Origin of the sequence: Micromonospora sp. NPDC047812 (genome assembly GCF_040704175.1) — a bacterium.
GTDB lineage: Bacteria > Actinomycetota > Actinomycetes > Mycobacteriales > Micromonosporaceae > Micromonospora.
Map to the genome: position 1 here is coordinate 1,285,724 of NZ_JBEYRY010000002.1, position 14,160 is coordinate 1,299,883.

A 14,160-nucleotide genomic window follows, 5' to 3' on the forward strand; every position below is an offset into this window, starting at 1 on the left:
GTCGCCACCGGACCGAATCGGCACATCGCCGCCGGCCGTACCGGGTCGGGCCCGGCGGGCGGTCGGCCGGATCAGGCCCGGCGGGCGGCCGGATCGGGTACCTGGGCGGGCGGTCAGCCGGCGCGGATCCCGGCCGCGCCGGGCACCACCCGGCCGGCGAGCGCCGCACCCAGCAGGGCCAGCCCGCAGGCCACCGCGAGCGTGCCGGCGTAGCTGGCCGGTCCCGGGACCGCACCGGCCGCGAGCACCGCGCCGGTGAGCGCCAGCACCGTCGCCGCGAAGAGCGAGTCGCCCAGTTGCAGCGAAGAGCTGTTGCGGCCCTGCTCGCCGGGGGCGGACAGCTCCAGCGTGAGCACCGACAACGAGGGGTAGAGCAGCCCCATGCCGAGACCCGCGCCGGCCCAGCCCAGCACGCCGACCCAGACCGGCACCGCCGGCGCGACCGCGAGCGTGACCACGGCCGTACCGGCGGCGATGCAGGTCAGCCCCGCCCTCGGCAGGGTGGCCCGGGAGCGCGGCGCGGGCATCCGCCCCTGCAACCAGGAACCCGCCGACCAGGCGAGCGCGCCCGTGGTCAGGACCAGGCCGGCGGCGGTCGGCGACAGTCCCCGCTCCCGGGAGAGCATCAGCGGGATCACCACCTCCGCGCCGACGAACGCGGCCGAGGCGAGACCGCGCAGCCCGACCACCGTGGGCAGGCCCCGGCCGGCGCGCAGGAACCCGGCGGGCAGCAGCCGGGGCGCGCAGACCAGCAGCCCGACCAGCGCCAGGGCCACCAGCCCGACGGCGGCGGCGCCGCGCTGCTGCCCCCCGATGTGCAACAGTGCGGCGCTCACCCCCGCCCCGCAGGCCCAGCCGATCCGGGCCGCCGCGCCGGACGGCAACCCGGTCACCGTGGCCGCGCCGATCGTCCGCAGGCCGGGGTGGATCAGCAGCACCGCCGGCACCGCCACCACCGGCACCGCCAGGAAGACCCAGCGCCAGCCGAGGTGTTCCACGATCAGCCCGGCCAGCGCCGGCCCGACCAACGACGGTACGACCCACGCGGCGGCGAACGCCGCGAAGATCCGCCGGTGCAGCGCCTCCGGGTACGCCTGCCCGACGATCACGTAGAGCGCCACCGAGAGCAGGCCGGAGCCGAAGCCCTGCACGATCCGTCCCGCGACCAGGACGCCCATGGTGGTGGCGCCACCGGCGAGCACCAGCCCCAGCACGAACCAGCCGAGCCCGTGCCACATCGGCGCCCGGGGGCCCCGGGAGTCGCACCAGATGCCGGAGGCGACCATGGCCAGCACGCCGGCGGCGAACGGGCCCCCGAAGGCGATCCCGTAGAGGGCCAGCCCGTCGAGGCTGCGGGCGACGGTCGGCATGGCGGTGCCCACCGCCAGTGCCTCGAAGGCGAGCAGCGAGATCAGCGCGACGCTGCCCACCGTCATCGCGCGCAGCCGAGGCGCAAAGAGCCCGGCCTCGTCGGCGACCGGGGCGGCCGGCGCCGTCGTCCCGGTCACCTCCGGTCCGCCGGGCGCGGCAGCCACAGCGGTCGGTGGACGAGGCGGGCCCGTGGCTCGGCCGGACCCGCCTCGTGGCGGAGCAGCTCGATCAGCATGCGACCAGCCTCGGACCTCAACCCGGATTGAGGTCAAGGGTGACCCGACTCTCTCCGGGCCGCCCGGGGAACTTCCGCCACTCAAAGGGCATGACGGACGATCAGCCGGGAAGGCAGGCCGCCGGAGCGCGAGGCGTGGGAGGCGAGATGGCGTACGGCGGCAGCAGCGGCGGCGAGGGGCCCGACGGGCGCCTGTGCGGTCGTACGCCTCGATGATCTCGCTGGTCCGCACGGCCGGCCGACTCCTTCCGCCGGTCACGGTGCCGCCGGTCGTCGGCGAGGCCTCCCGGAACGTCGGTGCCGTCGCCGCCCGGCTGGCGCGGGCGGCCGGGTTGAGCCGCCGTCGGGTCTGGTCCCGCCCCGGCCGGCACCACATCGAGGTGCTCGGGGTCTGCCAGGACGGCGGCGACGTCCTCGCGCGTCAGGTCGAGACGGCGCTGGAACGGATGCCCGGCGTCCAGTGGGCACGGGTCAACGCCCCGTCCGGCCGGGTGATCGTCGCCGTCGGTACGCCGGAGCCCGCCCTGCGGGACCTCATCGCGACCGTCGCCCGCACCGAACGCACCTGCCCGCACGAGCCGGACCCGCAGATCCCACCGCCGCACCCGCCCGAGGAGGGGCCGCGCACGCCGCGCACCCTCGGCGCGCTGGCCTCCGACGCCCTGGGCCTGACCCTCTCCGCGGCCACCCGGATCCTGCCGTTCACGCCGGTGCCCGGGGAGGTCGCCGGGCTGCTCGGCGCGGTCGACCTGCACCCGAAGCTGCACGCGCTGGCGGACCGGGGGCTACGCGCCGACCCCCGCGCCGATCTGCTCTTCCCGCTCGCCGAGGCGGTGGTGCAGGGCCTGACGGGCAGCTGGACCGGGCTCGTGCTCGACGGCGCGCACCGGATGGTGCAGTGGGGCGAGGCCCGCGCCCAGCTCCGCGCGTGGGCGCGGGCCGAACCCCGGCTGACCGGGCGTCCGGAGCGGGCCGCCGCCCCCGCGCCGAAGGTCGAGCGCCCCCGGCCGAAGCCGGACGGCCCCGTCGAGAAGTACGTGTCCCGGACGCTCGACGCGGGCGCCGTCGCGGTGGCCGCCGCGACGCCGGTCGTGGGTTGGAAGCGGGCCGCCGCGCTGGGCCTCTCCACGCTCCCCAAGGCCCCCGGCAGCGGACGCGAGGGGTACGCCGCGCAGCTCGGCCGGATCCTCGCCCGGCGCGGGGTGATCGCGATGGACCGCGGCGTGCTGCGCGAACTCGACCGGATCGACACCCTGGTGCTGGACGCCGCCGTGCTCGGCTCCGACCGGGGCGTGCTGGCGGACCTGGCGCCGCTGGCCGGTGCGGACACCGGGCAGGTGGCGGCGCGCGCGTTCGCCCTCTTCGACCCCGCCGCGCCCCGGGAGCCGCAGCACGCCGACGGCTGGCGGCTCGGGCCGCTGGACGCGCTGGACGTCGAGGACCCGGGCGACACCGCCGACAGCCGGCGACTGCGCGACGCGGGCGGCCCCCTGCTCGGCCTGTCCGACGGCGGCACCCTCGTCGCCGTGCTGCGGGTCGAGCCGGAGCCGGCGCCGGGCGTCGACGCCCTGCCGGCCGCCGCCCGCCAGGCCGGCCTGCGGCTGGTCGTGGCCGGCGACGACGAGCGGCGGTACGACTTCGCCGACGCCCACCTGCCCGGGCGCGACCGGCTGGCCGAGTCCGTGCGGGAGCTGCAACGCGACGGGGCCGTGGTGATGGTGGTCTCCGGCGACCGCGCCGCGCTCGGCGCCGCCGACTGCGGGCTGGGGCTCTCCGCCGACGAGGACCTGCCGCCCTGGGGCGCGCACCTGCTGGTCGGCGCCGACCTGCGGGTGGCGGCGCTGGTGGTCGAGGCGGCCGGGGTGGCCCGCCGGATGGCACGGCAGAACATCGGCCTGGCCATGGCCGGCACCGGCCTCGGCGCGCTGGGGGCGCTCACCGCCCCGCGGGCGCGGCTGCCCGGCCGCGCCGTCGCGGCCGTCAACGGGGCGGCGGCACTTGCGTTCGCCCACGGCGTCCTGCGGGCGCACCGGCTGCCCGGCCCGGCGGACTCCCCGGCACCGGCCATCACCGCATGGCACCTGATGCCGTCCTCGACCGTGCTGGACCAGCTCGACACCGGCCCGGACGGGCTCGCCACCGACGAGGCCGAGCGCCGCCGGGGCGACGGGAGCGTACGGCCGTCGGGGCCGACGGGGCTGCTCCGCGCCTTCGTCGACGAGCTGGCCAACCCGCTCACCCCGGTGCTGGCCGTCGGGGCGGTGCTCTCCGCCACCTTCGGCTCGCCCGTCGACGCCGCCCTGGTGGGCGGCGTGCTCGGCGGGTCGGCGCTGCTCGGGGCGGTGCACCAGCACAACACCGAGCGGTCGCTGGCCGAGCTGCTGTCCCGCTCGGCGGTGACCGCCCGGGTACGCCGGGACGGCGCGGAGCGGATCCTGCCGGCCGAGGACCTGGTACCCGGGGACGTCGTCCTCCTCGAATCGGGGGACGCCGTCCCGGCCGACTGCCGGGTGCTGGAGTCGGCCGGGCTGGAGATGGACGAGTCCTCGCTCACCGGCGAGTCGCTGCCGGTCGGCAAGACCGACCAGCCGGTGGTCGCCGCCGCCGTCGCCGACCGGCGCTCGATGCTCTACGAGGGCACCAGCGTCGCCGCCGGCCACGGGACGGCGGTGGTGGTGGCGACCGGCGCGGGCACCGAGGCGGGGCGGAGCCTGGCGATGGCCCGGCAGGCCCCGCCGACGAGCGGCGTGGAGGCGCGACTGGGCCGGTTGACCCGGGCGGCGATCCCGCTGGCTGCCGGCTCGGCGGTGGCGGTGGCCGGCGCGGGGCTGCTGCGGGGCGTACCCCTGGCCCAGACCGCCGCGACCGCCGCGAACCTGGCCGTCGCGTCCGTGCCGGAAGGGCTGCCCTTCCTGGTCAGCGCCGCACAGCTCGCCGCCGCGCGGCGGCTGGCGGAGCACGGCGCGTTGGTCCGCAACCCGCGCACCATCGAGGCGCTCGGGCGGGTGGACGTGCTCTGCTTCGACAAGACCGGCACCCTCACCGAGGGGCAGCTGATGCTCGCCGGGGTCGGCGACGACGGCCGGTACGCACCGATGGACCGCCTCGACGACGGCCTGCGGCTCACCCTCTCGGCCGCGCTGCGCGCCACCCCGGGCGCCGACGCCCCCCACGACCTGGCCCAGCAGACCGACCGGGCGGTCCGGTCCGGCGCGCAGGCCGCCGGGGTGACCGAGCAGACCGGCGCCCAGGAATGGGAGCCGGTGGGTGGGCTGCCGTTCGAGCCGTCCCGTGGCTACCACGCCACCATCGGCCGGGCCGGGGACCGGCTGCTGCTCAGCGTGAAGGGGGCGCCGGAGTCGGTGTTGCCCCGGTGCTCGGGCTGGCGTACGCCGGGGGGACGCGACGAGCCGCTCGACGACTCGGGCCGCGACGGGCTGCACGCCATGCTCGCCGACCGGGCGGGGGCGGGTCACCGGATCCTCGCCGTGGCCGAGTGTCGGGTCTCCTCGCCCGACGTCACCGACGATCAGGTGCAGGACCTGACCTTCGTCGGCTTCCTGGCCCTCGCCGACGGGGTACGCGAGAGCGCCGCCCCCGCCGTACGCCGGATCCGCCAGGCCGGCGTGCACACCATCATGATCACCGGTGACCATCCGGCGACCGCCGAGGCGATCGCGGCCACCATCAGCCACCACGAGGACCAGCGGGTGGTCACCGCGGCGGAACTCGACCAGCTCGACGACGAGGCCCTCGGCGCGCGGCTCGCCGCCACGGACGTGGTGGCCCGGTGCACCCCGGCGCACAAGGTCCGGATCATCCAGGCGTTGCAGAAGTGCGGACGTACGGTGGCGATGACCGGCGACGGCGCCAACGACGCCGCGGCGATCCGGCTGGCCGACGTGGGCATCGCCCTCGGTCAGCGGGGCACCCCGGCGGCCCGGGCGGCGGCCGACCTGGTGGTCACCGACGACCGGCTGGAGACCATCATCGCCACCCTGGTCGAGGGCCGGGCGATGTGGTCCTCGGTACGCCACGCGCTCAGCATCCTGGTCGGCGGGAACCTCGGCGAGATCGCGTTCAGCGTGCTGACCGCCGCCGCGACCGGCCGCTCGGCGCTCACCGGCCGGCAACTGCTCCTGGTCAACCTGCTCACCGACCTGGCGCCGGCGTTGGCGATCGCGGTCCGGCCACCCGGCGCGCACCATGCCGACGGCCTGCTCCGGGAGGGCCCCGACACCTCGCTGGGCGAGACGATGACCCGGGAGATCGGGCTGCGCGCCGCCGCCACGACGCTGGGCGCCACAGCCGGCTGGACCTTGGCCCGCCACACCGGGCGACGCAGGCGGGCGGGCACCGTCGCGCTGGTCTCGCTGGTCGGCACCCAGCTCGGACAGACGGTGCTGGCCGGCGGCACCAGCCCGGCCGTACTGGCCTCCACCGCCGCGTCGCTCGGGGTGCTGGTGGTGGTCGTCCAGACGCCGGGGGTCAGCCACTTCTTCGGCTGTACACCGCTCGGCCCGGTCGGCTGGACCATCGCGACGGGCTCCGCGCTCGGCGCCACCTTCGCGAACGGCGCGCTCACCCGCCTGGTGGAACGCCTGCCCCAGTCGGGGTCCCCGCCGGCGGACCGGGCGGACCGCGACGGGCCGGCGCGGGCGTGACCGCCGCCGATCGGCATGGCCGTGCCGATCACGGGTACGGCTGCGGAGGGAGGTACGCATGTTGACGACGCAGCCTGAGGTCACGTTCGTCGGCACCGCCACCACGGTGCTGCGGATCGGCGGGTTCACCCTGCTCACCGACCCGAACTTCCTGCACCTGGGCCAACGCGCGTACCTGGGCAAGGGGCTCTGGTCGCGGCGGCGCACCGATCCCGCGTTGCGGATCGCCCAACTGCCGTCGCTGGACGCTGTCGTCCTCTCCCACCTGCACGGCGACCACTTCGACCGGGTGGCCCGCCGGGAACTCGACCGGGAGCTGCCGATCGTCACCACCCCCGCCGCCGAGCGGAAGCTGCGCCGCTGGGGCTTCCGGGCCGCCGAGGGGCTGCCCACCTGGAACTCCCGGGAGCTGCGCCGCGACGGCGAGACGCTGCGGCTGACCTCGATGCCGGGCAGGCACGGACCGGGCGCGCTGGACCTGCTGATGCCCGACGTGATGGGCACGATGATCGACCTGGAGCGCGGGGGCAGCCGCCAGTTCCGCCTCTACGTCACCGGCGACACGCTGAACCGGCCGATGCTCGCCGACATCCCCGAGCGGTACCCGGACATCGACGCGATGCTGATCCACCTCGGCGGCACCCGGATCGCCGGCATCCTGCTCACCATGGACGCGCGGCAGGGTATCGACCTGGTCGAGCTGGTCCGGCCGAAGCTGACCGTGCCGATCCACTACGACGACTACCCGGTGTTCCGCTCGCCGCTGGGCCACTTCGTGGCGGAGGTACGGCGGCGCGGCCTCGCCGGGAGCGTCCGCACCATCGCCCGGGGCGAGACCGTCCCGCTGACCCCGCCGGACTGACCGCCGCCCTCCCGCGCGTCCGGCCGGTCCGCGGTGCGCTCGCGTACGCCGATCGCCGCCTCCCGGCCGGAGCCGGAGGGCGGCGATCGGTCGTGACGTGCGGTCAGGCGCGCTCGGAGATGGCCTCGATGAGGTCGCCCACCGGGCGCTCGGGCAGGGAGCGGGCCACGTCCGCGACGGCCACGATGCCGACGAGATCGTGCCCGTCGATCACCGGCAGCCGGCGCACCTTGTGCTGGCTCATGGTCCGCAGGATCTCCGCCGCGTCGTCGTCGGCGCCGATCGTCACCGCCTCGCCCTGGGCGAGTTCACCGGCGGTGACACGGCCCGGGTCGCGGCCCTCGGCGAGGACCTTCACCACGATGTCGCGGTCGGTCAGCATTCCCTTGAGCCGGTTGTCGTCCCCGCAGATCGGCAGCGAGCCGACGCCCAGCTGGGCCATCTGCCTGGCGGCCGTCTTGAGGTCGTCCTGCTCACGGATGCAGGTCACGTCGTTCGTCATGATCTCGCGTGCGGTCGGCATTGGCTGACACCTCACTTCCAGGGGGTCGTTGCCGTTTCTCCTACCCTCGTCCTCCCCGCCCATGCACGCGGAAGCTGGGACCGCCGACGCGACGTCGCCGAGCCGGGCGGCGTCCCGTCATCGAGCCGGGCCGCGTCCCGCCCCCCGCCTCATCCCGCCGGATGCCAGGTGGCGGCGGCGCGGCGCAGCCGGTCGTTGACCGCCCGGCCGACGCCCACCTCGGGGACCGGCTCGACGAGGATCTCGCCGACCCCCGTGGCGTCCAGCTCGTGCAGCGCGTCGAACAGCCGCGCGGCGGCCTCGGTCAGGTCACCGGCGGCGGAGAGCACCTCCACGGCCGCCCAGTCGCCCGCCGGCCGGTCCCGGAAGGCCAGGAAGCCGCGCCGGACCCCGTCGGCCGCCGGCGGCTCGCCGCCCGGGACCAACCGCAGCGGCGTACGCGGGGCGTAGTGCGCCGCCAGCGTGCCGGGCGCGACGGGCTGCCCGGAGCTGCCCGGGCGTACGGTCACCGGGCCGGCCGCCTCCTCCAGCGCCTCGACCGGCAGCGCGCCGAGGCGCAGCACCACCGGCCGCCCGACCCGGGCGTCCACGATGGTCGACTCGATGCCGCACCGCGTCGGCCCGCCGTCGAGCACCACGTCCACGGCGGCACCCAGGCCCCGCACCACGTGTTCGGCCCGCGTCGGGCTGAGCTGGCCGAACCGGTTCGCGCTCGGCGCCGCCACCGGCACGCCGGCCTCGGCGATGAGCGCCCGCGCGTACGCGTTGTCCGGCACGCGGACCGCCATCGTCGCCAGTCCGGAGGTGACGATCGGCGGGATCGCCGCCGGCCGGTCCACGATCAGCGTGAGCGGCCCGGGCCAGAAACGCCCGGCCAACGCCGCCACCGCCGCCGGCACCGTACCCACCAGCTTCTCCAGCTCGGCCGCGTCCGCGAGGTGCGTGATCAGCGGGTCGAAGCTGGGCCGCGCCTTCGCCTCGAAGATCCGGGCGGCGGCCCAGGCGTCCAGCGCGTTCGCGCCGAGCCCGTAGACGGTCTCGGTGGGAAAGGCCACCAACCCGCCGGTACGCAGGACGGAGGCCGCCTCGGCGATGCCGCTGTCGGCCGGTAGCACGCGTGGGGATCCGGTGGTCACACCTGCGACGCTAACCTGCCCGGGGTGGCGTCGGCTCCGCGGTGGCCCGGTTCCGATCTGTGCGGCGCGGCCTAGGATCGGGCCATGTCCTTGACGGCGGACGACGTCGAGCGGTTCGAGGCCGCCAGGCCCCGCCTGGAAGCCATCGCCTACCGTCTCCTCGGCTCCGCCACCGAGGCCGAGGACGCCGTGCAGGAGACGTTCCTGCGCTGGCAGGGCGCCGACGTCGAGCGCATCGAGGTTCCCGAGGCCTGGCTGACGAAGGTCCTCACCAACCTGTGCCTCAACCAGCTCGCCTCCGCGCGGGCGCGCCGGGAGACCTACCCGGGCCAGTGGCTTCCCGAGCCGCTGCTCGCCGGGGATTCGATGCTCGGCCCGGCCGAGACCGCCGAGCAGCGCGAGTCGGTCTCGTACGCGGTCCTCACCCTCCTGGAGCGTCTCTCTCCCGGGGAGCGGGCGGTGTACGTGCTGCGGGAGGCGTTCGACTACCCGCACCGCGACATCGCCGCGATCCTCGACATCACCGAGTCCGCCAGCCAGCAGATCCTCCACCGCGCCAAGAAGCACGTCGCGGACGGCAGGGCCCGTGCCGAGATCGACGGGGCCGCCGCCCGGCGGGTCGTCGAGGAGTTCCTGGCCGCCGCCACCGGCGGCCGGATGGAGCCGCTCCTGCGCCTGCTCACCGAGGACATCGTCGCGATCGGCGACGGCGGCGGGAAGGTCCCGGCCCGCGCCAGGGCGTTCGAGGGCGCGGTCGCGGTCGCGAAGTTCCTGTGGGGCCTGTTCAGGCCCGGCAAGGCCAAGCGCGCCCTGGTCGGTGGCACGCCCGAGGTCTACGCCTGGACCGCCAACGGCGGTCCCGCCGTCGTGGCCGTCGTGGACGGCCGGGTCGTCGGCGTCATCTGCCTGGAGGTCACCGCCGAGGGCATCGCCGCGTTCCGCAGCCAGGGCAACCCGGACAAGCTGGAACGGGCAACCGTGCAGTGGGGTGCCACCGACCACGGCGAGCCCCTGTTCCATGCCTTCTGACCGTCATGTGACGTGCTTCACGAGCAGTTCCTGTCAGGAAACGCCGGGCCACCCGGTTCAAGGGGCAACCCGCGCGAGACAGGAGCTTGGACATGCAGCACCGCATCATCGTCCTCGGAGCCGGATACACCGGAGCCGTCGTCGCCGGGCGCGTCGCCAGACGGCTCCACCGTGAGGACGTCTCCATCACCGTCGTCAACGAAGGGGCCGACTTCGTCGAACGCGTCCGCATGCACCAACTGGCGGCCGGTCAGGACCTCAGGCCCCGACCGTTGCGTGAGATGTTCGCGGGCACCGGCGTCGGCCTGCGGCCCGCGAGGGTCACCGGCGTCGACGTCGACCGCAGGACAGTCGCCGTCGTCGACGCGAACGGCGTCGAGGAGCTCGCCTACGACACGCTCGTCTACGCCCTCGGCAGCGGCTGGGACTCACGGGACGTCCCGGGGGCGGCCGAGTACGCCCACGAGATCTCCAGCCGCCCCGGAGCACTCCGGCTACGCGAGCGCCTGGCCCGCCTCGACGCCGGGCAGACCGTGCTCGTCGTCGGGGGCGGCCTCACCGGCCTGGAGGCCGTGACGGAGATCGCCGAGGCCCGCCCGGACCTCGACGTCGCCCTCGCCGCCCGTGGCGGTCTCGGCGACTGGCTCTCCCCCAGGGGCCGCGAGCACCTGCGGAAGGTCTTCGACAAGCTCGGCATCACCGCGTACGAGCACACCACCGTCACCGGCGTCGAAGCCGACCGCGTCGTCACCGCCGACGGCGGGGCCGTCCCGGCGGCGGTGGCCGTGTGGACCACCGGCTTCGCGGTCCACCCGATCGCGCGGGCGACCGCCCTGGAGGTCACCGGCTCCGGCCAGATCGTGGTCGACGGGACCATGCGGTCGGTCTCCCACCCCGACGTGTACGCCGTCGGCGACGCCGCCATGGTGATGGGCCCCGGGGACAAGCCGCTGCGGATGTCGTGCGCCTCGGGAGTCCCGACCGCCTGGCAGGCCGCCGACGCGATCGCGGCGCACCTGACCGGGGGAAAGCCACCGACCAGCCGGATCCGCTACTTCAACCAGTGCATCTCGCTCGGCCGCAGCGAGGGCCTGATCCAGTACGTCACCGCCGAGGACCGGGCCGTGCGGGCGGCGCTGACCGGACGCCTCGCGGCCGTCTACAAGGAGTTGGTCTGCAAGGGTGCCGCCTGGGGCGTCGCCAACCCGACGCTCGGGCTGCCCACCCGGCGTCGCCGCGTCACGCGGACGACGGCGGCCTCGACCGTCGACGTGCTGGCGTAGGGCTCACCCTGCCGGTCCACCAGCAGCAGCCAACCGTTCCAGGCAGCCCGACCACGACGAGGGGGATCCTGCGGTCACGCCCACCGGGCCGCGGGACCTCTCGTTTCCCGTCCCGGTGCGCGAGGATGACGAACATGCTTCGTACCCCTCGGGCTCTCCTGCTGGACTTCGGCGGCGTCCTGGCCGACGCGCCACCCCAACCGCCGGCCCCGCCGGGGCTGGTGCGGCGGCTGTCCGAGCTCGTCGACGGCGCGGTGCCGGACGGGCAGATCGCCCGGGACCTGGGCGAGGGCGCGCGGGCGTACGCCCTGTGGCGCGACGACGTGGGCAGGACGGACGCCCCCGTCGAGCTGCCGCACGGCCAGGTGTGGGCCGACTTCGTGACCCGGTCCTGGCCGCGGGAGGCCCGCGCCGCCGTCGAGCGGGAGGCGACCCCGCTGGCGTACGCCTGGACCTGGCGCCAGGAGTGGGCCGTGCGCCCCGGCATCCCCGAGGCCCTGCGGCACGCCGCCGACGCCGGCCTGCCGATGGCGGTCGTCAGCAACACGCTCTGCGGCGCCGCCCACCGGGACTTCCTCGCCGCCGCGGGGCTCTCCGGGCTGTTCGGGGCCGAGTTCTACAGCGACGAGGCCGGGCCCCGGAAGCCGAACCCGGAACTGGCGCTGCTGGCGGCCCGCGCCATCGCGGTGCCGATCGGCGACTGCTGGTTCGTCGGCGACACCGTGCACCGCGACGTCGTCTGCGCCCGCCGCGCCGGCACCGCCGCCGCGATCCTCATGCGCTCGCCCCGCACCGACCGGGAGGCAGCGCTGCCGGGAGTCGAACCGGACGCGCGGATCGAGGACGGCCACGGGCTCCTCGCGCTGCTGCGGGAGCACGCCCGCCCGTGACTCTCCGAACCGACTGGCAGGCGTGGCACGAGCCCTACGCCGACGCGAACTCCCCGCTGTCACGTCGACTGCGGCTGGTGCAGCGGCACATCGCCTCGTGGCTCGACGAGCGCGCCGAGGAACGGCTGACGGTGGTCAGCGTCTGCGCGGGGCAGGGCCACGACCTCATCGGCGTCCTGGCCGCACGGCCCGACGCCCGACGCCTGCGCGTGACCCTGCTCGAGTACGACGCCGGCAACGTAACCGCCGCGCGGGCCGCCGCCGACCGGGCCGGGCTCTCCCACCTCGTGATCAGGCAGGCGGACGCGGGCCGGCCCTCCTCCTATGCCGGGGCGGTCCCGGCAGATCTGGTGCTCATGGTCGGCGTCTTCGGCAACATCTCGGACGCCGACGTGGAGCGAACGGTCGCTGCTCTGCCTCAGTTCTGCGCAGCGGGCGCCACAGTGATCTGGACCCGGGCGCGGCGGACGCCGGACCTGACGCCCGCCGTACGGAGATGGCTTCGCGACGCCGGCTTCGTCGAGGAGGCGTTCCACGCTCCGGACGACGTGCGGTTCTCCGTCGGCGTCCACCGGTTCGCAGGCCTACCGCGACCCCTGGACGCCACGGGAACGCTCTTCACGTTCCTGCGCTGACCGGATTTGCTGCTGCACGCCGAAGCCGAGGTCAACCGAAGGTGGTGCTGGTGGAGCCCAGGGGACTCGAACCCCTAACCCCTGCCTTGCAAAGGCAGTGCTCTGCCAGTTGAGCTAGGGCCCCCGGGGCGGACGACGCCGCCGGTGCCGGCAGTGCCAGCGGGATCAGCGCAGGTCGGGCGCGGTGGTCGCCTCGTGCCAGAGGGCGCGCTCGTCGTTGGAAGCCTTGACCTTCCTGGCCACCACGGCTGCCACACCGACGACGCCGGCCAGGATCAGAAGCTTCTTGAACATGGGGCCTACCCTCGCGCTCGACTGCCGTCGGACGATGTGCGGTGGGGCTAGCTGGAATCGAACCAGCGACCTCAGAGTTATCAGCTCTGCGCTCTAACCGACTGAGCTATAGCCCCGCGTGGCGACGAGCAAGGTTAACCCATCCGTCCGTCCGGCCCCAAATCGGGGGCCGCCGCGACGTCCGGGCGTTGTCGTCGCCTCTGAACCTACCGGAGGCTCCGCACCCGGCCCACCCGATTACGCCGCCGTGCGGCCCGGTGACGTGCCTCAAGATGCACGGAAGCCGGGGCTCCGCAGTCGGCGGTGCCCCGGCTTCCGATGTGGTTCAGTCGCGCTCTGCGAGGGTCAGCTCAATGCCGCCGACCAGGTCCGCGCAGACGTTGTAGACGAACGCCCCGAGCGTGGCGAGCGCCGTGAACAGCACGACGTTGACCAGGCCGATCAGCGCCGAGCTGAGGATCACGCCCTTGGCGGTGATCTGGAAGCCGCTGGTGCTCTGGCCGCCGCCCGCGCTGACCAGGTCGGTCAGGCTGTCGTTGACGCTTGTGAACACGCCCATCGCGTCGAGGGCCAGGTAGAGCACCGAGGTGGCCACCACCACGACGATGAAGAGCACCACCGAGACCGCGAACGCGAACTTCATGACGGACCAGGGGTCGATCCGCTTGAGGTTCAGCCGGGCCCGGCGCGGCCCGCGCGACGCGGCCGAGCTGACCGACGTACGCGCGGCGCGTACCGCGTCACCCACGCGGGCCGCCCCGACGGCTGCGGCGCCACCGACCCCCGGCGGCAGGCCGCCCCCGTTGGCGGGGCGGCCGGCGGCGGTCGGGCGCGCGCCGTCCGACTGCGGCTTCGCGGTGCCCGTGACGCGGGGCTGGGTGCCCGTGGTGCCCGTGATCCGCGGCTGTGTCCCGGTGGTGCCGGTCGACTGACCGGCACCGACCTTCAGCGGCTGCGTCGTCGTCGGTGTGGCGGCGGCCGGCTTGGCGGCGGGGGCCGGCTTGTCGACCCCCACCGCTTCGGTCCGCTCCGGCGCGTCCCCGTCCTCCGAGGGCTTGTCCGGAGGCGGTGTCATTCCGGGAGCCCGGGTGAATTTCGGGGCAGGCGCGTCGGCGGGGACGGTGGCCCGACCCACGGCCGCGCGGCCGGTCGCTGGTGTGCCGCTCTTAGCGGCCTCCTCGTCGACCGGGGTGGCCGAGGTCCCCGTGTTCCCCGACTTCGCCTGTGTCTCCGTCATT

At 75.4% G+C, this 14,160-nt stretch carries 11 protein-coding genes and 2 tRNA genes; 6 read left to right on the forward strand and 7 right to left on the reverse strand.

Features of this window, described 5'->3' with window-relative positions; translation table 11 throughout:
- Positions 1 to 113 precede the first annotated feature (113 nt).
- Entirely contained in the window at positions 114 to 1,508 is a 1,395-nt protein-coding gene (locus tag AB0883_RS13840) for an MFS transporter (protein WP_366641486.1), read from the reverse strand.
- 310 nt (positions 1,509 to 1,818) lie between these two features.
- Here AB0883_RS13840 and AB0883_RS13845 point away from each other — a divergent pair, with 310 nt between their 5' ends.
- Both AB0883_RS13845 and AB0883_RS13850 read left to right on the forward strand, forming a co-directional pair.
- A complete protein-coding gene (locus AB0883_RS13845; RefSeq protein ID WP_366641738.1) occupies positions 1,819 to 6,270 on the forward strand; it encodes an HAD-IC family P-type ATPase in 4,452 nt (1,483 codons plus the stop codon).
- 58 nt (positions 6,271 to 6,328) lie between these two features.
- Complete coding sequence (locus AB0883_RS13850; protein WP_366641487.1) at positions 6,329 to 7,132, forward strand: MBL fold metallo-hydrolase; 804 nt, start codon at positions 6,329 to 6,331, stop codon at positions 7,130 to 7,132.
- A gap of 103 nt (positions 7,133 to 7,235) precedes the next feature.
- On the opposite strand, the gene AB0883_RS13855 is transcribed toward AB0883_RS13850, so the two are convergent.
- Both AB0883_RS13855 and AB0883_RS13860 read right to left on the reverse strand, forming a co-directional pair.
- Positions 7,236 to 7,655 carry a CBS domain-containing protein gene (locus tag AB0883_RS13855; protein ID WP_366641488.1) on the reverse strand — a complete coding sequence of 140 codons (420 nt, stop codon included), beginning with the start codon at positions 7,653 to 7,655 and terminating at the stop codon, positions 7,236 to 7,238.
- A 149-nt stretch (positions 7,656 to 7,804) separates the two neighbouring features.
- Positions 7,805 to 8,791, reverse strand: a complete 987-nt coding sequence (locus tag AB0883_RS13860) for an L-threonylcarbamoyladenylate synthase (RefSeq protein WP_366641489.1) — start codon at positions 8,789 to 8,791, stop codon at positions 7,805 to 7,807.
- An 84-nt stretch (positions 8,792 to 8,875) separates the two neighbouring features.
- Between AB0883_RS13860 and sigJ the strand changes: the two genes are divergently transcribed.
- The 4 genes from sigJ to AB0883_RS13880 all read left to right on the forward strand — a co-directional run bounded on the left by sigJ (position 8,876) and on the right by AB0883_RS13880 (position 12,628).
- Positions 8,876 to 9,820 (forward strand): RNA polymerase sigma factor SigJ, encoded by a 945-nt coding sequence (sigJ, locus tag AB0883_RS13865; protein WP_366641490.1) that lies wholly within the window; start codon positions 8,876 to 8,878, stop codon positions 9,818 to 9,820.
- A 92-nt stretch (positions 9,821 to 9,912) separates the two neighbouring features.
- The gene (locus AB0883_RS13870; protein ID WP_366641491.1) at positions 9,913 to 11,103 is read left to right on the forward strand and encodes an FAD-dependent oxidoreductase; all 1,191 of its coding nucleotides are present in this window, start codon (positions 9,913 to 9,915) and stop codon (positions 11,101 to 11,103) included.
- A 134-nt stretch (positions 11,104 to 11,237) separates the two neighbouring features.
- Entirely contained in the window at positions 11,238 to 11,993 is a 756-nt protein-coding gene (locus AB0883_RS13875; RefSeq protein WP_366641492.1) for an HAD family hydrolase, read from the forward strand.
- The gene (locus AB0883_RS13880) at positions 11,990 to 12,628 is read left to right on the forward strand and encodes a class I SAM-dependent methyltransferase family protein (RefSeq protein WP_366641493.1); all 639 of its coding nucleotides are present in this window, start codon (positions 11,990 to 11,992) and stop codon (positions 12,626 to 12,628) included. Before AB0883_RS13875 ends, AB0883_RS13880 begins: the two co-directional genes overlap by 4 nt.
- A gap of 48 nt (positions 12,629 to 12,676) precedes the next feature.
- On the opposite strand, the gene AB0883_RS13885 is transcribed toward AB0883_RS13880, so the two are convergent.
- The 4 genes from AB0883_RS13885 to AB0883_RS13900 all read right to left on the reverse strand — a co-directional run bounded on the left by AB0883_RS13885 (position 12,677) and on the right by AB0883_RS13900 (position 14,159).
- Positions 12,677 to 12,752 (reverse strand) — tRNA-Ala (locus AB0883_RS13885).
- 41 nt (positions 12,753 to 12,793) lie between these two features.
- Entirely contained in the window at positions 12,794 to 12,922 is a 129-nt protein-coding gene (locus AB0883_RS13890) for a DLW-39 family protein (RefSeq protein ID WP_210834795.1), read from the reverse strand.
- Between the two features lie 42 nt (positions 12,923 to 12,964).
- A tRNA-Ile gene (locus tag AB0883_RS13895) sits at positions 12,965 to 13,038 on the reverse strand.
- 209 nt (positions 13,039 to 13,247) lie between these two features.
- Complete coding sequence (locus AB0883_RS13900; protein WP_366641494.1) at positions 13,248 to 14,159, reverse strand: DUF3566 domain-containing protein; 912 nt, start codon at positions 14,157 to 14,159, stop codon at positions 13,248 to 13,250.
- Position 14,160 lies beyond the last annotated feature (1 nt).